Below are 19,109 nucleotides of genomic sequence, written 5' to 3' on the forward strand. Positions count from 1 at the left end.
TAATGAGGTGGCAGTATAATATGAGGCTGGCAAATCAAAAACCTGCAGTCAATGATAGATTGAATGCAGGTGTAAACGCCCTATTTGATTTGTGATATAAATGTATGTGCACCGCCATTTTTAACCCGCAACAAATCAGCAAGCGTTTTAACGCCTTGTCGATCGAGCTTCTTTAATAGCTGCGTAAATACGTGTGCAGTGGTCAACGCATCTCCCAATGCACGATGACGCTCGAAAACTTCTGTTCCGAACATTTTTGCATAGTCTTCCAGATCCTGCTGTTCGCTCGCTGGATCTAAATAGCGAATCAAATGCATGGTATCAAATGAAGTCGGCATTTGGAATGTGCATTTCTGTCGTCCCAATTCTTTCTTAATGACCATTTCATCAAAACTTACGTGGTGCCCTACCCATCCGCCGCTTTTATTTTTCTCAATAAATGCAAAATACTCTTCTATTGCAGGCAAAGGAAGTGGTGCATCATTTACTTGTTCTTGCTTTATATTGGTTAGTTTTTGAATGACGAGTGGAATTTCTCTGGAGGGATTTACAAATGTTTGAAATATACGGTCAGTTACTTGAAATCCCTCCACTTGAACAGCCCCAATTTCAATCATCCTATCATCCGCCCCGATTGCGAAACCGGTTGTTTCCGTATCGAATACAGTGAAGCTCATTTCCTGCAGCGGAGTATTCAATTGAAGAGACTGCTGCAGCTCATAGGTCAGTTTTTTCTTCTTCCAGAACATGTTCTTGCCTCTCCCTCTATAGTACATTATGCATAAAAACTTCACTGGGTCATAGCTCCAATTTTATCTACATTCAACAGATCATAATTTAGATAATAAATGAGATTGAAGCGCTCTGACTGTATCCAATGTTGTCCGTAATTCATTCAGTTCCCAGCGGCGAAGTTTCCGCAAGTCAATTTCAGTAGAAATCTCTTCATTTTTTAAGTGCTTTTCCCATGACATAGAAATTCGGATACTCAATGATATTTCATATGCATGTCGAATCTCTTCGGCAAAATCTTTTGTGATTTTCTTCTTTTTCTGCAACGCAGAGATGATTTCTAATGGAGTTGTATTAATGATCCCATTACTTACACCTAGAATTTGCAAACAGTGATGTAGTGGAAATAACGCGTGCTTTTTTATATCAATGACATCAGCCTTGCTGCGTCCACGGAAAATGGTCAGGAAATTCTGCTGCAGCTGCGGAATTGGTTTCTCCCTTTCCTGCTCTGCCATATAATAAATAAATGTAGAAGACTTTCTTAGCTGATTATTTACCATCTTCACAAAACGATCGTTAACTGATACTTCTCCAAATAAAAAGCGGAAAGATAAGAAGTTATAGCCAAGCAAAATCTGCTCAGGTGTTGACTTCAACGCCCACTGGCGAAGACGAAGTTGCCATCCTTCCAGTGTGCCTCGCCACTGTGATTCACTAGCCATCATAAATCCTTTACATCTAGTATACCCGGCCTGCTCTAAATGAATTACAATTTCATTTCCGAGAAGCTCAAAGTACTTCTCTACTTTCTGTAACTCACCTGCAGACACATCTTCAAATACGAGGAAATGGTCTTGGTCGGTAAGCATGAATTGTTCTCCCCGTGCACCGCTGCCCATCTGATACCATGCAAATGGTACAGGCGGTTTGCCGATGCCTTTATTCTCCAGTGACTTCAAAGCGAGAAGAACACAGTGCTTTGCCAAACGATCATAAAATTTCGTAATGATTTCCAATGTATGAATGGTGGAAATCTCATCTTGAATCAAATTGGAAAGCACATCGTAAATAGCCTCTTTAACGACAGGCAGATTTTCAAATGACGATTCTTCAATCGTCTTTAATATGTTCATTGAATTTCGATCGCGTTTTGTAATAAGTGTAGCAAACGTGACGATTCCAACTGGCTTACCTGCTTTAACTACAGGCAAATGCTTTATCCCATGCTTATAGAACTTGGTTAATGCCTCATAGTAGTAATCTGTCAATCTGACCGTATGCGGATTCTTTGACATAACGTCTTTAGCCAGTAACCCTATTGATGAACCTTTACCCGCTATTACACGTTCCACGAGGTCTTTTTCTGTGACAATACCACTTAATTTCCCTACTTGGTCAGTAACAATAATTGAACTGATCGAATTCTTGATCATCAGCTCTGCAATTTCTTGAACTTCTGCTTCTGCATGGATTGTCACCACCGGGCTGCTCATAAAATCTTGCACACGGCGTACATACGGTTCACTTTCTCCATATTCATCCGCCAGACGAACCTGCTCACCTAAAGAGGTATAAACGTTTGCAAGCCGCAATGACATTTTTCGTAATACAAAATCACGTACATTCTGGTCATCCATACGCTTCTTGATTACTTCATACGGTACTTGCAGACAGATTGAGTCTTCTGCCACTTCCATATCAATATGATGCTTATCAAGAGGCCGTGCCATTTCACCTAAATAATAAGCAAAGTTAGAAAATCCGATGATTTCATTTTCCTGAATGATTTCCAGCATGACAGAACTTCCATCTTGCCCTTCGATTTGTACTTCCGCTGAACCTTGAAGGATAAGCAGTAACCCCTCTTGCGGCGTCTTAAAGTAATTGGATTTCTCCGTATGATCATAAATCGTTAATTTACATTCTAACAGTAACAGTTCAAATTCCTCTTCGTTTGTACCGGCAAACAAAGGATTCTTATGGATTCTTTCATACAACGCACGATCTTTTATCGTCTGTATCACATCAAAACCACCTTCGGATGACATAGTAAAAGCAGATTAACGATTTTAATACATAAAAATTGCTTCCCCTTTTGACTAACGGAAGGGAAAGCAATTCATTAATTAAGAATATTACAGAAAATTAGTTATCAAGCTCTTTGTATCCAGTTTCCGCTTTGAAACGTACTTCTGCATACGCAACTTCGTCTTTTTCATGACGCTTGGAGCTCACCAATGTACCAATCACTGCAGCAAGGAAACCTGCTGGTACAGAAATGATAGCCGGATTAGCATACGGGAAGATTGGATTTCCAGTAATTAGTGTAGCCCCTTCAACCGGGCTCATAACACTTGGACTGATTGCAACTAGAACAAGTGCAACAATTAATCCTGTAAGCATAGATGCTACAGCACCAGTTGTGTTAAAACGCTTCCAATAGATTGTCATAAGAATTGTAGGCACGTTAGCGGATGCAGCAACACAGAATGCAAGTGATACTAAGAACGCTACGTTCAATTTCTCAGAACCTAAAGCTAGAAGGATAGAGAATACCCCAATTAAAATCGAAGCAATACGAGCTGCATTTACTTGTTGTTTCTCTGTAACATTACCATTTTTAATAATCTGACCATAAAGATCGTGTGCAATTGCTGACGCTCCAGAAAGTACAAGTCCCGCTACAACAGCAAGGATTGTTGCGAATGCAACTGCTGCTACGAAGGATTCCAGTGCGTCACCGCCGAGAACTCCGGCAAGCATCGGTGCGGCCATGTTTCCTGCGGCGTTTTCTGCGATAATTGCGTCAGCTCCCACGAATTTCGCTGCTCCGAATCCTAAGAAAATAGTCATAACGTAGAAGATACCAATGATCCAAACAGAATAAATTACTGATGAACGAGCTGTTTTCGCATCTTTTACTGTGAAGAAACGCATTAAGATGTGTGGAAGACCAGCAGTTCCTAAAACTAGAGCAATCAATACTGAAATCAGACCGATTGTGTCTTTATATACGACTCCTGAGTGAAGGAAAGCTTCGCCGTGAGGAGTAGCAGTTCTCATGGCATCAAACATTCCGATAAAGTTAAAGTTGAACTTTAGAAGGACTAGGAATGAGATAACGATTGTACCTGCCATTAAGAGAATAGCCTTAACAATCTGCACCCAGCTTGTAGCGGTCATACCACCGAAAAGAACATAAATAAGCATCATAGTTCCCACAATAAGTACCGCTATCCAATATTCAATTCCAAAGAGTAATTTAATAAGTGCACCCGCTCCTACCAGCTGAGCAAGCATATAGAACATTACAATAGTGATAGTATTCAATGCCGCAGCTCCACGCACTTTCTTAGCGCCGAAACGTGCACCAATCATGTCAGCCATTGTAAATTTACCTAAGTTACGCAGTGGCTCAGCGATTAGGAAGAGTACTACCAGGTAAGCTGTAAGCCAACCAATACTATAGTAAAAACCATCAAAACCGTTAAGTGAAATCGCACCTGCGATTCCCAGGAATGATGCTGCAGATAAGTAGTCACCCGCAATAGCCATACCGTTTTGCCAGCCTGTCAAAGAACCGCCTGCTGTATAGAAATCACTCGCAGTAGTTGTTTGTTTTGCCGCCCAGTACGTGATATAAAGTGTTAAAGCGATTACCGCGAAGAATATTACGTATGAAATCCAACTCATGAACCCAACCCCCTTATTTTAGAACGTTTTTCTCTATGATTTTATCAACATCATTATCAAAATGCTTTGCTTTATTCATGTAAATTGAAGTAAACACCCATACCATGACGAACATGGAGAACGCATAAATCCAAGTCCATGTCAGATAACCGATTGCCGGTGTTTCAAGAATCTTCGTGTAACCAGTTAAAAGTGGAAGTAAAAAGTACGCTGCGAAGAAAAAGATTACATAAGGTCTTGAAAAGGTCTGTTTGCGTTTGACTAAGGCTTTAAAGTCTTCTGTTTCAACAATTTTCTCATAGTCTAATGTGGATTTCCCACGTGCCGTTTGATTGCTCATTTGTTAATCCCCTTTCTATTTTATCTGATTTACTGCAATAATTGCCGAATCCCTCCATTTTCTCTGAAACCGCTTTCATCATAGCGCCGAATAGACATTATGTACCAGCGAAACAGGTTTTCGATTTGTTATAGTACACATGTAAACAATACCAAACGTTTACTTAACTTGCAATACCTTTTTTTGAAGATTTGTAAAATTAAATTTACTGAGATAAAGCAAGATCGGTATTGACATTAATCTAACAAAAGCCTGTGAAAGTTACAAGAACTATTTTTATTTTTCTTACTTTTATTTTTGACAACATATCAAAAACACTATTCAAATTTCCAGTTTTCGAGTGAAAATATATTTGATACTGTTAAAGAACAGCAAAAAGATGTAGTATACTGTATATCGTCATGATTAAGATAATGCTCATTGAGTAAACATATTATAGAGAAAGATGGTGTGTAATTTTGCCTATACCTACTAATCACTCACAACCGATCCGTAAAACTGCCAAGGAAAATGCTTTCAGTCAACTGCAAAAATGGATTATTGACGGCACTCTTCAGCCAGGCGAAAAATTAAATGATGTGGAACTTGCTGATGCACTTGGCGTCAGCCGGACACCGATACGGGAATCTCTTCAGCTTTTGGAAGTACAAGGCTTCGTACAGATGTTTCCTGGTAAAGCAACTCAAGTAACGGATGTTGAGCGAGAATCTATTTCAGAACTTCTGCCTCCCCTCGCGGCACTGCAGGCTTTATCAGCGGAACTCGCCATACCCAACCTGACAGAAAATGTTATAAAAAAATTACGCGAGACAAATAAACGTTTTGCACAGGCTGTTGAAAAAGAAGATTATTTCCAAGCTTTGAAAGTAGATGAAAAGTTCCACCAGATTATTGTGGATACTGCCAACAACCCCTACATTTCTTCTATGCTCGTCTCTTTGCAGGCGCATGTACGCAGATTATTTTTTCATAACTCCATCATACTCACTTCCCAATCAATTATTGAACATGAACAAATAATTGATTTGATGAGTATGCGGGACGGAGAGCAAGTTACGAAAGTAATGCGTGAAAACTGGCTGCGTGCAATCGAAGAATTTCATTCCATAGAGAAAACCAATTCATAAATTATCAAAAAACAGGATCCGATTTCAAACTCGGATCCTGTTTTTATTACTATTTTTATTGGACAGAACAACTGCCAGGCTTAAGATCACTGTGACCACCAACACTGGTATCAGCCAGCCGATTCCTTCCGCATAATAGGGAATGTAGTGTAAGTATGCTTTATTGATAGCAGAAATCCAATTAGGCAACGGATGATCAACCAATGAATAAAATTTCACAAGTGCTTCAATTGAACTGACCAAAAAGGCAGTAGCTGTTGCCATTTGGTAAACTAGCTTCGACTGATGAAACAATGGACCTGTGAAAGTTAGTAAGATCAGCACCATAGCCAGAGGATAAAGCAGCACTAGAACAGGCAGTGAGAAATTGATGATGTTTGCCAGCCCGAAATTTGCTACCGCCAGACAGAAGGTAGAAAATATCACCACGAACCCTTTATAGCTAATTACAGGTATGATCGAATGAAAATATTCCCCACAAGCTGTCATCAGACCGATCGCAGTCGTTAAGCACGCCAACATGATAACGATCCCGAGCAGCACAAATCCAACTGAACCAAAATAATACGAAGCCGTCTCACTTAAAACCGCTCCCCCTGAGTTTACATAGCCAATCGATTCAACTGAAGCTGCACCCAAATAGGCGATTCCGAGATAGATAATGGCAAGGAAACCTGCCGCTACAAAACCAGTTTTAATAGTGGCTTTCAAAATTTGTTTTTTATCGGTAATTCCCATCGACTGAACAGCTTTTATGACGATAATACCGAACACTAGCGAAGCTAATGCATCCATTGTATTGTAGCCTTTTAAGAAGCCTGTAAAGAATGCTCCATCTGTATAAGGAATCTGTGCATTCTGAATCACGCCCATCGGCTTGAAAATCGTCATAGCAATAAGACCGATTAGCAGAATAATAATCATTGGGGAAAGCAGCTTGCCGATTCTATCCACAATTTTTGCAGGATTTAATGACAGCCACATGCTAATACCGAAAAATACAACGGTAAATAAAAATCTAGCGAGTGCTATCGGAAAACCGTTGAGAAAAGGTGCAACGCCTATATCAAATGCTACCGCTCCCGTTCTCGGCGCTGCAAAAAATGGACCGATTGTTAAATAAAGAATAGATGTGAACAATAACGCGTATACAGGATGGATCCGGCTTGCCAGATCTTGTAAGTCTTTGCTGCCGGAAAATCCAATTGCCAAAATACCAAGAAACGGCAGGCCGACACCTGTAAACAAAAATCCAAGCATCGCTTTCCAAGTATGTGTACCAGCGAGCTGGCCGAGTTCTGCTGGAAAGATTAAGTTCCCAGCTCCGAAAAATAATGCGAACAGCATGACACCGATCACAAGACTAGATGAAAATGATAATTTTTTCTCCATATGCTTAAAAATCCTCCCACAAAAGACAGTGCTTTTCTGTATGCAATATATTACGTTTTCTCATCTTACCCTTAGTTATTTAGAAAATCAACCGCCTGCCAAATCATTTAACTTTTGGCACTATTGCCAACCAACTGATTATTTTCTTTGCAGTTATGCCACAACAGTTTTTTTCATTGATTTTTAGTTAATAGAAAAAACCGGTTGCAAAATCGCAGCCGGTCTACATCAAACATTTATCAAATTAATTTATAACAAATTTAGTCTTACTATATCCTTCTCTCATCTTAGACACCTGAAGAGTGGCAGGGATGGCTTCTTTCATTTCGTCAATATGTGAAATGATTCCAATCATTCGTCCAGACTGCTGCAGCGCAATCAACGTGTCGATGGCTTTTTGAATCGCTTCCTCATCTAAAGCGCCAAACCCTTCATCAATAAACAGCGTCTCCATGCGGACAGCTCCTTGGAAGCTTTGAATGACGTCAGCCATGCCTAGCGCCAGACAAAGTGAAGCATTGAACTTTTCTCCGCCCGACAGTGTCTTCACATCGCGTGTTTGGCCTGTATAGGCATCATGCACGTCAATACCCAATCCGCTCTGCTTCCCTCTTGTTTCCTGACGGTCGCTCCTGACCAATTCATACTGTCCGTTCGACACATCACGCAGTCGGATATTAGCTGCCTGAATAATCCGCTCTAAATACTCTATTTGTATATAGCGTTCAAATGATATTTTCAAGCGATTTTGCCCACGGACAATATCATATAAATTCGTGATCTTGCCATGAGTACTTTCTAATTCTGCCTCACGCTTTTTGCTTGTCTCCAGCTGGATAAGCAGCTCTTCTGCAGACTTTTTCCAGCCTTCAGACTGATTGAAGAGCGCAAATGCCTGTTCATATTGATTTTTCAGCAACTCTACTTGCTGCTGCAGTGCATGCAGGTCGATCGGCTGTTTATCCTTTACAGATTCTCTCAATTCATTCAAAGCAGCCTGCAGTGTATGAAGTGACTGAGCATATGTCTGCAGTCGCTGTTGAATTTCCTGACGCTCTTGTATTGGCAGTTTCACCAGAAGATAGCCCTCCTGTGAATCAAAGCCTTCTTCCGTCAGACGCTTTTCAAAACCAGCCTGACTCGCCTGCAGTTTTTCTCTCATTTCTGCAGCTGCCTGCTTTTCCATCTGCTCGCGAGAATCCATTTTCGTTCGTAATGTATGGACATCCTGCAGCTTCTGCTGAATCGCTTTCCAGACATTCTCAAGCTCCGTGCTAACTGCTTCTTTTGTCCGGATTTTCTGCTGCAATGCTGACAATTCCCGAATCTCTTCTGGTATTTTTGAAATCGAATGATTATACACTGCCTGTTTGGTTTCCCATTCACTTTTTGTTTCATTGTACAGCTGCTCTAATTTTTTCATTGCAGCAAGTAATTCGTTATTCGCTGTTTCTGCTTTATCACTTTCCGCTTTTTCTATCTTTACCAGTTCTCTGTTCTTTCGCAGCTGTCCGACTTTGTTCTCCAGTGCCGCCGCTTCTGCTTTGTAATCACGATCCAATACAATCTGTTGCTCTTTCAGTTCTTTATTAAGAAGCTCCAGCTGATTCAAAACTTGCTGCCATTCCGCATGCTTCGAATGAAAATATTGCTCCTTCGCAAGCCATTCTTTCTTCGCTTGATCTAATTGTTGCTTTGTTACATGCTCATTTTCTCCGTCAACCGCTTTATTCGGATGATGGCTGCTGCCACATACAGGGCAGGCCTGTCCTTCTTGTAATGAAGTAGCAAGCAATATCGCCTGACTGCCAATCCATCGACTTTCAAGTGCTTGGTAATCTGCTTCAAAGCGTTCATTTTCAGCTTTTGCCATTATAAATTGCTGCTCAATTTCTTCGGCCTTATGAGTTTGCTGTTCGAAAATTTTCTGCTGTTTTGCATTGGCGGTCACTTTTGCCAGTTCATCTACATACGATTCATAATCCTCCAGCCCAGCTTCCAGTTGTTTAATCTTTTCTTTTTGTAATTCCAATGAAGTCTGTCGCTGTTCAAGCAATTGCTGCTCCTGCATTAGTTGTGCGGAAGCCTGAATGAATTTTTTCTCTAACTGCACTAAGTACTGGCGTTCATTGGTAAGACCCGAAACGGCAGGCAGCAGACTCTTCAAGGCATGTAGATCTTCTTTCAAATCATTTCGTTCACCTTCGCGTGCTTGTTCTTGCTCGTAAGATACTTTGGCAGCGGCCAGTTGTCGATTGGCATCCGCCAGAAGTAAAACTGCTTCTTCATAACTTTTATTTTTCTGGAGCAATTCAGCTTCATTCGATTTCACTTGCAGCTCGAAGTCTTCCAAGCGAGCTGCGCGTTCGGCTGCATGATAACGTTTCTCCAGCTCTTCCATGTGATCTTTTTGATCATGCAGCTGCTGTAATTCAGCTTCACGCTTTTTTAGTTTTTCAAACTGTTCATTGATTGAACGTGCTGCATGAAGTTCTTTTTGTTTTTCATCATGCTGACGATAAATCTTTGTATACTCTTCATGTTTCTCTATAGACTGTTGCTGATAATAAGTCCGTTCTTGCTGCAACCCCGATACCAGTTGATAATAATTCGGATATTCTGCTTTCAGTTCGGCAAATAAAAGTGTCTCACGCTCCGGCAATTTTGCAGGAATTTGGTGAAGCACTGCGTCACTCATCTGTTTCTCACGAAGATATTCCGCATTCGCCTCATCTTTTTTTACTTTCAATCGATCGACAAGCTTCTGATATGGCTCCGTCTTGAAAATTTTGCGCATAATCGCTTCCTTGTTGGCTGTATCTGATGTCAGGAATTTACGGAATTCCCCTTGTGGAAGCATCATAATCTGACTGAACTGTGCATGCGTGAAGCCCAGAAGTTCCTCTATTTTATCATTCACCTCTGTGACGATTTGGCGGTCAGTTACCGGAATCGAATGTGTCTCAGTCTCTTCAAATAACTCACATCGCCCAAGTGTGTCCGATTTATTCCCTTTTTTCCGGTAAGGAATCTGACGCAGCACTCGATACCGCTTCTGATGAATATCAAATGTCAGTTCCACAGTTGTCTGGACATCGTCATCTGCAAACTGACTGCGCAACGCCTTCGTATCTGTACGATCTTCTCCGCTCGCCTGCCCGTATAATGCGAAACAAATCCCATCAAAGATCGTTGTCTTTCCAGCTCCTGTCTTTCCGGAGATGACAAATAAACGATGCTCTTTCAGATCCCGGAAATCAACGGTCTCTTTATCTTTGTAAGGGCCAAACGCTGTCATCGTTAATGTGATCGGCTTCATGCTTTGTCCTCCTCATTCATGACATCCCACAGCACTTCAGCAAATAACTGTTCCGTTTCCGTATCTGCCGATTCACCTTGCAGTTCTTTATAGAAGGAAGCAAACAGTGCTCTGTCGTCTTCACGCTTCTCCACGTTAACAGCAGAACCCATTCCTTCAGCTGAAGTAGTCAGAAGCTTGCGCTCAACATGCATCGCATTCGGATAGACAGAACGTATTTTTTCCATCGGCTGAATAATCGGCACCGTATCCAACAACTTAACGAATACATAATCTTCATTGGGCTGCTGTTCGAGCAACTCGTCCATCGTGCCTTCAACTGTACGCATATCATGAAGCGGTTCAAGCAGTCTCTTCTCTATCTCTGTCTTGCCGTCTTCATGTAGATGGACAATGAGATAGCCTTTTTGATGGTTCTCTTCCGATATAGAATACTTTAAAGGAGAGCCTGAATAGCGAATCGTTTCAGACCCAACGTAATGCGCTCTATGTAAGTGGCCCAGGGCAGTATAATGAAACGGCGAAAAAAGGTCGGAGGATACGTATTCTGCTCCGCCGATCGACAGTGGTCTTTCCGCATCGCTTGTGTTCTCTTCCTTCTCCCCATGTGGTGTGATGAAAGCATGTCCGACAAAAACATGTCTCGCGTCGCGATTCATCGACTCCTGAATTCTAGTAATCGTTTCTTTCATCGCCTGCTGATGACTAAAGATCGCATCATCTTCAAATAGATAACTGACTTTTGAAGGATCTGCATATGGAATCAGATGAAAATGGACTTCGCCAAATTCATCATTCAAGATGACAGGCGGCAAATCTACAGACAGCTCCCCTGTAATATGCAGACCTTGTTCTTTCATGAATGTGCTGCCGAAATGAAGCCGGCTCGGGCTGTCATGATTTCCTGCGATCGCAATGACAGGTGTTTGTAAATCAATGACAATTTCTTGGAGGACATCATTCAGTAAGTTAACTGCTTCTGTTGGAGGGATTGCCCGGTCGTACAGATCGCCTGCAATAATGACTGCATCCGGTTTTTCCATCTTAATTTCTTCAATGAAAGCGTTAAGGATATAGCGCTGATCTTCTGTCATATAGACACCTTGGACCAGTTTGCCAAGGTGCCAGTCAGCTGTGTGGAATAATTTCAAACAGATTCTCCTCTCTTGGTACAGCTCGCTAAAAGTAAAATTTAATTTTGAAGTTTCTTTTCTGCTTCATGTAGGATCTCACCGATTTTTCTCTCATTGATCACTAGATCGGCAAGATAATCCATGGAGGTTGGTTCCATATTGATGATGACGAGTTTAGCTCCGTTCTCTTTTGACAGCATAGGAAATTGATTAGCTGGAGAAACAGTCAGGGATGAACCAAGTACGATAAACAGGTCAGCTTTTTCACTTTCAAAGATCGCTTGTAGAAAAGCTTCTTCTGGCAGCATTTCACCGAATAAAACGACAGCAGGACGCAGTTTCCCACCGCATTCACAATAGAATTCATCTTGTTCATAGCGCTCATTGCCGTACACTTTGCCACAGGTCTCGCAACGTACTTCGCGAAGCGTACCATGCAGTTCCATGACATTCTTCGATCCCGCCAGCGTATGAAAACCATCCACATTCTGCGTAATGATGCCCGAAATCAATCCTCGCTCTTCCCATTTGGAAAGGATGCGGTGTCCTTCATGGGGACCCGCTTCCTTGGCAGCCAGCACACGCTGTTTATAGAATTGGAAAAATTGATCGAATTGCTGATTGAGCGCTGTGACACTTGCCACCTTCGCAGGATCTTCCATTTCCCACATACCAGTCTTCGCAGATCGAAAATCTGGCAGTCCGCTTTCCGTAGACATTCCTGCTCCCGTATAAACGATTGTGCGCTTCGATTCCTTCAGTAAATCAGCTAGCATAGACACTCATCCTTTCATAATAGCGAAATTACGTTCTATTCTTATAGTAGCACAAAATGTTTTCAGCAAGATTGACAAAACCTTAATGAAATGAAAAAACGGGCATCCACTATGGATACCCGCCAGCCACTATTTTGATGTAATACCTTTGATTACTTGAAGATCAATTAGACCGTCGATTTCATTTGTCTTAATGTAATCCGCTTCTTGACTGATATCTGCCATCTCTTGCAGAACGTCTTCATTCACCTCTGTCGTTACTTCAATCCGGCTGAATGCTGCTTCGAGCTCTTCTTTACCTAACTCTTTCCCTGTCAGCCCTTTTATATGCTTCACCACCAGTGCCTGCGCTTCTTCGGGCTCATCACGTACAAACTGCACAGCTCTTGCATGGGCCGTTAAATAGGCTTTCACTAAATCATCATGCTTTAGGAACTGATCACTTGTCGCGACTACTGTATTTGTCGATTCCTTGCCCCATGCAAAGTCTTCCCAGTCCAGCAATAGTTTACCGTCTGCCTGATTTTGTAAAATATAGCCCCATGGTTCTTGTGTTGCTGCTGCGTCTACTGATTTTTGAATGAATAGTGTCGCCGTGTCTGCCGGTGCTGCTGCAAAGAAGTCAACAGTTCCGCCGTTTGCTTTTGCTTTCAGATTTACATCTTTCAATGCTTTACGTAACATTACGTCCTGCGTGCTTCCAATTACAGGAATTGCTACTTGTTTGCCGTCTAAGTCTGCAAGTTCATTTATACCGCTATGCCCTGCTGACACTAATACCGCACCGCCGTTTACTGCTCCAGAAACAATATGGTATTTAGGATCCTTCACGAAGTAGTTGATCACGGGACCCGGTCCTACCGTTCCGATATCGATTGAATTTGTAGCCATCGCTTCCATGAACAATCCGCCGTTGCTGACAGTCTTTGTAGAAATTTTGATGTCTTCGCCAAACTCTTCAGCGAAGTAATTATTTTCTAACCCAATGATTGTTGCAATATGCGTTAGATTCGGGAAGTAGCCGATTTTCACTTCATTTTTATCTATTTCCGCTGCATCTTTATTGCCGCAGCCTGACAAGATCCCCACTATTGCCAACCCTGATAATAATACACCGATTAATTTTTTATTCATCTTCTTCTCCCCTTTTCCCATTGAGCTTGTTACGCCCGTATTCCCCATTTTCGTTCCACATTCCGTTCCAACCGCAAGAATAATACGTTATCCATAATCGTTCCGATCACACCAATGATGATCATTACAGAAATGACTAAATCCATCTGGCCAAGTGCACGACCTGCTTCAAGAAGCTGGCCGAGTCCTACACCGGCACCGAGCAATTCCCCTGCCATGAGGGCCCTCCATGAGAACGCCCAGGCTATACGCAGGCCAGAAATCAGCTGCGGGACAGATGCTGGTAAAATTACTGTCCGCAAAAAGTGAAATCCACCTGAACCCAGTGATTTAGCAACCTGCTGATATAGAACCGGGACATTTTTGAATCCACTTGTTGCATTAACGATCATCGTCCAGGTAGCCCCTAATGTCACAATAAATAAAATAGCGAAATCGTTTAGGCCGAACCAGATGATTGCGAGTGGAAACCAGACAATACTAGGAATCGACTGCAGTGCTGTCACGAGAAACCCGAGTGTATCTTCCACCAGCTTATAGCGCCAAATTAAATAACCAAGTACGAGACCCAGTATCGATGCTACCGTAAATCCAATGAGCAGCCGTGTGAGACTCGCACCAATTGCAATCAAGATTTGTCCGGAGATCAGACCGGAGATTAATGTCGTCATTACTTGTGTGAAACTCGGAAACATAAAGTCTGGCAACTCTGACAGTCTAGATGTGACTTCCCATATCGCCACTAGTATCCCGAGAAACACTATTCGTCTTAAAGCTGTAGTCATCGCCCATCTCCTCCTTCAGCACCTTCTCTATTTCATCCTGCAGCTCTGCTAATATCTGTTTCTCGAGCTGAAGTGTCACATCACTAGGCACTACGCCGTCTTTAGAATCTTTAGATGTGAAAACTGCCTTAATTCTTCCTGGCCTTGTAGCAAAAACTACTATCTTCTGCGACAGCAGTACAGCTTCCCGGATATTATGTGTAATGAAGAAAATCGTCACTTTCGTTTTACTCCAGATATCCAACAATTCTTTATGCAATACCATTCGCGTCTGTTCATCCAGCGCAGCGAAAGGTTCATCCATCAATAAAATATCCGGCTCCATCACTAACGCTCTTGCAATGGATACACGCTGTTTCATACCGCCTGACAGCTGATGTGGATAGGCATTAATATAATTTCCTAAGTGCACCATTTTGAGCATTTCAATCGCTTTTTGCTCCGCTTCCTTCTTCGGCATTTTTTTCAGCAACAGTCCGTACGTGACGTTATCAAGCACAGTCAGCCAAGGGAATAGACCCGCCTCCTGAAAAACAACCACTCTGTCTGAGCCGGAACCTTTAACTTGTTTCCCATTAATTTCAATTGTTCCACTATCCGCTTTTTCAAGCCCTGCGATTACATAAAGCATCGTCGATTTACCACAGCCTGAAGGTCCGACGATAGAAACGAATTGTCCTTTTTCAACATCCAAATTGATGTTGTCCAGTACCTTGACAGTCCCTTTTTCTTTATGGGGAAAGCTCTTTTCGATCCCATTGATTGATAAGTACATGCCAACTCCCCCAGTCATTGTTTTGCTTAGTGTTGTTTTAATCCCTACTAATTCTATTTGTTTAACATATGTATATAATCTACCATTCAGATAGGTTTTGTCAACACTATTTTTAATATTCTTTTTTTCGACGTAAAAAACCTCTCCTGCTAAGCAGAAGAGGCTGGTGAATTAGTATTTTATTCGGTAAACAAATCACTAGATAAATAACGTTCACCGGAATCAGGCGCAATACAGACGACTGTATCTTCAGGAGTTAAACGCTTTGCTACTTGCAAGGCTGCATAAAGTGAAGCGCCGCCGGATGGTCCAAGCAGTACGCCTTCCTGTCTCGCAAATTTCCGTACTGTTTCATATGCTTCATCGTCTTCAATTTGGAAGATTTCATCGTAAACATCCGTATTCAGAACAGGCGGAATAAATCCAGGACTTGTGCCAACTAGCTTATGCTTACCTGGCTGCCCACCAGATAATACCGGAGATCCTGCAGGTTCTACAACATGAACGGTAATATCGGGGTCATGTTGTTTCAGCGATTCCCCCGTTCCTGTTACTGTTCCCCCGGTTCCTGATGTACAGACGAATGCTGTCAGTTTCCGATTGATCGACTTGATCGATTCAATGATTTCAACAGCTGTCGTATGCCGGTGACTGTCGGGATTCGCTTCATTTTCAAACTGCATGGGAATAAAACTGTTTTCAATTGAAGCAGCGATTTCATTGGCTTTTGCGATGGCACCCGGCATACGCTCACTACTCGGCGTTAAGACGACCTTGGCACCATATGCTTTCATCAATCGAATACGCTCTATTGTTGAATTGTCCGGCATTACGAAAATCGCAGGATAGCCTTTGGCGGCAGCGTTCATAGCAAGTCCGATGCCTGTATTGCCAGAAGTAGGTTCAATGATTGTTGCACCAGGTTTCAGCTCACCGCTTTTTTCTGCTTCTACGAGCATTTGATAGGCAGCCCGATCCTTGACGCTGCGGCTCGGATTAAAATATTCCAATTTCACATAGACTGCTGCACCATTCGGATCACCGAGCGTTCGAACTTTTACCAACGGCGTGTCGCCTATTAACTCTGCCACGTTATTTACAACTGTCATGCCGCACACCCTCTTTATCATTAATAAAACCAGTATAACAAAAGAAGATATAATATTCCTAGTTAAAAGATATACTTTAAAGAGTTTTGACTATAAACGAATTGTTGTTCTCTTGCGCCATATCATTGTCCCGACAAATGTGATCGCCAGTACTGCCAATCCCAATAAAAATGGAAAATCATGATTTACATCATATAATCGTCCTGCCAATAAAGGACCCGCAACGTTTCCGATACTCATATAAGAGTTATTCATTCCCATCGCAAAGCCCTGTTCATTTCCTGCAAGTTTTGAGACAAGCGTCGTAAGCACTGGACGTAGAATAGAAGAAGCGAGGAAAATGATCATAGTTACGATAAAAAACATCGAATAACTTCCTGCTATCACTGACAACAAGAATCCGCCTGCCGCCACTGCTAAAAAAACAGTCAACACATTGAGTTCTCCAATAGTCCGCACAATCCAGTCTACCGCAAATAATTGAATGACAACGCTGACGATTCCTGTCGCTGTCACCATGACCGCAATATCCTTCGGCGTCGCACCGAAGGAATTATCGATATAGAGACCAAGTACCGACTCATACGCCATCAGTCCAAAGCTCATGACGAGTGTAATAACAAGGGGAATAATATAGGGCTTGCCAAATGAATTCCTAATTTCCTTTACCATGGACTGCGGCTTCATCATGACTTCCGGTTTATCTTCCAGACTTTCCTTTAAATAAATCGCAGAGAACACTACCGCCAGCAGACCGACCAAAGCTGAAACTAGCAGGGGCACTTTCAATCCATAATCTGCAAGAAACCCACCAATTCCCGGACCGATGACGATGCCAAGTGACATGGAAGCTGAGATCATACTGTTGCCTTTTGCGCGCTGATCCATCGTTGTAATGTCAGAAACATATGCAAATATTGCGGGTATAAGTAGCGCCGCTCCAATTCCGCCGATAATACGGGATATATAAAGTACCGTAATAGAATCTGAGAAATAAAATACAAACATGGATAGGGCCAAAACACTCAACCCGCTGATGATCATTTTTCTTCTGCCGTACTGGTCTGCCCATCTGCCCGCAATCGGTGACATGACGAACTGCGCGGCAGCGAACAATGCAATAATTAATCCTGCCGCTGTTCCTGCTTGACCTATCGACAGTAAATATGCTGGTAAAATGGGAATGATGATTCCAAAACTTCCGACTGCGATGAACATATTGACCATTAGAATATACAATTTTTTCCGTTGTGCTGACTGCAAGATGTCACCCCATTCCTGTTTAGATTCACTGATTCTACTTGCAAGTCCTACGCCTGTCAATGCTCAAAAAAAGTCTGCAGATAAGGGCTGCAGACTTTCTTCTACTTACACCGAAGCTTTGATTTGCTGATCACGAGGCAGTGCCAGACCGACAAGCCCAATAAAAGGCAGGAATGAAGTGATAATCATCGTTTGATAAACACCAATATAGTCCATCAATGCCCCAATGGCCACTGCACCAATTGCACCCATTCCGAATGCAAGACCCACTGTTAATCCTGCCATCGTTCCAATTTTCGACGGTACGAGTTCCTGTGCGTAAATGACTGTCACAGAAAAGCTGAGCATGATGAAAAACCCAATGACAAGCAGCAGCAGTATGACCGCCCATAACGGAGCATACGGCAGCAACAGACAGAGCGGAAGCGGAACAATCAATGACAGCACAATGACTTTCTTCCGACCGATTTTATCCGCCATCGGTCCACCAAAGAATGTACCCGCTGCACCTAGCGCAAGGAATAAGAAAATATACAGCTGGCCGTGTGTAATCGACAGGCCATAATTCTCCATCAAATGAAAGATATAAAAACTGGTGATATTTGTTACATAAAATGAGCGTGCAAAAATGATGACCATTAACAGAATGAGTGCAGTTACCACTTGATTCTTCGTCAAGTTTTCCATCGTCGTCAGTAAAACTTTCTTTCTATTACCGAGTCTTTCCTCATCAAGCTGTCTTTTATACCACATGGAAATACGGGTTAACAGCGCGATTCCTGCTGCCGCGACTAAAACAAATACCGCAGCCCCGATCTGACCGAGCGGCACAAGTACAAATGCACTAATGAGCGGGGCAAGTGCCTGTCCGGAGTTCCCTCCTACTTGATAAATAGACTGCGATAGTCCGCGCTTATTCCCCGCCGCCAAAAATGATACACGGGAGCCTTCGGGATGGAAAACAGCGGAACCAAATCCGAGGAGCATGACGGAAATAATTATCAACCAATAATTCGGCGCTAACGCAAGACCGGCCATACCGACCAATGAAAACGTCATACCGATAGGCAACGCAAACGGTTTCGGCTTGCGGTCACTGAAATAGCCGATCACAGGTTGAAGCAACGAGGCGATGATATTTAATGAGAACGCAATGAAACCTAATTGTTTAAATGAAAAGTCATGTGCTTCCTTTAAAATCGGCAGCATCGCTGGAATGACTGCCTGCAACGTGTCATTGAATAAATGACAGATTCCAATTGCAATCATGATCGGGAAAACCGGATTGTTGGCTGCTGCAGCGGTTGGAGAATTCTTCATATGAACATTTCACACCTTATCTATATAAGTTGAATCAAAATCAACATTATCGAAGTTACTTAGTACCGTTGACTTCCGTTCCAGGCGGACGCTTTCCGCGGGCATGGCTTGAGCCTCCTCGTCGCTACGCTCCTGCGGGGTCTCAAGGCTCATGCTCATAACGCTTCGCTTTTACTCGCAAAAGTAATTGCTATTCCCGCAGGAGTCG

Annotated in this window: 15 protein-coding genes; 1 reads left to right on the top strand and 14 read right to left on the bottom strand. The window is 42.4% G+C overall.

Annotated elements, in window-relative coordinates:
• Window positions 1–80: 80 nt before the first annotated feature.
• From Q1J64_RS11315 to Q1J64_RS11330, 4 genes are all read right to left on the bottom strand, one after another.
• On the bottom strand, window positions 81–749 hold the full coding sequence (locus tag Q1J64_RS11315) for a 3'-5' exonuclease (RefSeq protein ID WP_301109174.1): 669 nt from the start codon (window positions 747–749) through the stop codon (window positions 81–83).
• An 81-nt stretch (window positions 750–830) separates the two neighbouring features.
• Complete coding sequence (locus Q1J64_RS11320) at window positions 831–2,759, bottom strand: DUF294 nucleotidyltransferase-like domain-containing protein (protein ID WP_301109175.1); 1,929 nt, start codon at window positions 2,757–2,759, stop codon at window positions 831–833.
• Window positions 2,760–2,880: 121 nt separating this feature from the next.
• Window positions 2,881–4,428 (bottom strand): solute symporter family protein, encoded by a 1,548-nt coding sequence (locus tag Q1J64_RS11325; protein WP_301109176.1) that lies wholly within the window; start codon window positions 4,426–4,428, stop codon window positions 2,881–2,883.
• 13 nt (window positions 4,429–4,441) lie between these two features.
• On the bottom strand, window positions 4,442–4,768 hold the full coding sequence (locus Q1J64_RS11330; RefSeq protein ID WP_301109177.1) for a DUF485 domain-containing protein: 327 nt from the start codon (window positions 4,766–4,768) through the stop codon (window positions 4,442–4,444).
• 458 nt (window positions 4,769–5,226) lie between these two features.
• Between Q1J64_RS11330 and Q1J64_RS11335 the strand changes: the two genes are divergently transcribed.
• A complete protein-coding gene (locus tag Q1J64_RS11335; protein WP_301109178.1) occupies window positions 5,227–5,895 on the top strand; it encodes a GntR family transcriptional regulator in 669 nt (222 codons plus the stop codon).
• Window positions 5,896–5,919: 24 nt separating this feature from the next.
• Here Q1J64_RS11335 and brnQ read toward each other — a convergent pair whose 3' ends face one another.
• The 10 genes from brnQ to Q1J64_RS11385 form a co-directional block, all read right to left on the bottom strand.
• Entirely contained in the window at window positions 5,920–7,287 is a 1,368-nt protein-coding gene (gene brnQ / locus Q1J64_RS11340) for a branched-chain amino acid transport system II carrier protein (protein WP_301109179.1), read from the bottom strand.
• Between the two features lie 244 nt (window positions 7,288–7,531).
• A complete protein-coding gene (locus tag Q1J64_RS11345) occupies window positions 7,532–10,606 on the bottom strand; it encodes an AAA family ATPase (protein WP_301109180.1) in 3,075 nt (1,024 codons plus the stop codon).
• On the bottom strand, window positions 10,603–11,757 hold the full coding sequence (locus Q1J64_RS11350) for an exonuclease SbcCD subunit D (RefSeq protein WP_301109181.1): 1,155 nt from the start codon (window positions 11,755–11,757) through the stop codon (window positions 10,603–10,605). The genes Q1J64_RS11345 and Q1J64_RS11350 overlap by 4 nt, the downstream gene beginning before the upstream one ends.
• Window positions 11,758–11,798: 41 nt before the next feature.
• Window positions 11,799–12,515, bottom strand: a complete 717-nt coding sequence (locus Q1J64_RS11355) for an NAD-dependent deacylase (RefSeq protein WP_301109182.1) — start codon at window positions 12,513–12,515, stop codon at window positions 11,799–11,801.
• Window positions 12,516–12,644: 129 nt separating this feature from the next.
• Window positions 12,645–13,649 (bottom strand): aliphatic sulfonate ABC transporter substrate-binding protein, encoded by a 1,005-nt coding sequence (locus tag Q1J64_RS11360; RefSeq protein ID WP_301109183.1) that lies wholly within the window; start codon window positions 13,647–13,649, stop codon window positions 12,645–12,647.
• Between the two features lie 29 nt (window positions 13,650–13,678).
• Complete coding sequence (locus Q1J64_RS11365; protein WP_301109184.1) at window positions 13,679–14,434, bottom strand: ABC transporter permease; 756 nt, start codon at window positions 14,432–14,434, stop codon at window positions 13,679–13,681.
• Window positions 14,367–15,209, bottom strand: a complete 843-nt coding sequence (locus Q1J64_RS11370; RefSeq protein ID WP_301109185.1) for an ABC transporter ATP-binding protein — start codon at window positions 15,207–15,209, stop codon at window positions 14,367–14,369. The genes Q1J64_RS11365 and Q1J64_RS11370 overlap by 68 nt, the downstream gene beginning before the upstream one ends.
• A gap of 179 nt (window positions 15,210–15,388) precedes the next feature.
• Window positions 15,389–16,318, bottom strand: a complete 930-nt coding sequence (gene cysK, locus Q1J64_RS11375) for a cysteine synthase A (RefSeq protein WP_301109186.1) — start codon at window positions 16,316–16,318, stop codon at window positions 15,389–15,391.
• 90 nt (window positions 16,319–16,408) lie between these two features.
• The gene (locus tag Q1J64_RS11380) at window positions 16,409–17,581 is read right to left on the bottom strand and encodes an MFS transporter (protein WP_301109187.1); all 1,173 of its coding nucleotides are present in this window, start codon (window positions 17,579–17,581) and stop codon (window positions 16,409–16,411) included.
• A gap of 105 nt (window positions 17,582–17,686) precedes the next feature.
• Window positions 17,687–18,901, bottom strand: a complete 1,215-nt coding sequence (locus tag Q1J64_RS11385) for an MFS transporter (RefSeq protein WP_301109188.1) — start codon at window positions 18,899–18,901, stop codon at window positions 17,687–17,689.
• Between the last annotated feature and the right edge of the window lie 208 nt (window positions 18,902–19,109).

This window comes from Sporosarcina sp. (genome assembly GCF_029257255.1).
Taxonomy (GTDB): Bacteria; Bacillota; Bacilli; order Bacillales_A; family Planococcaceae; genus Sporosarcina.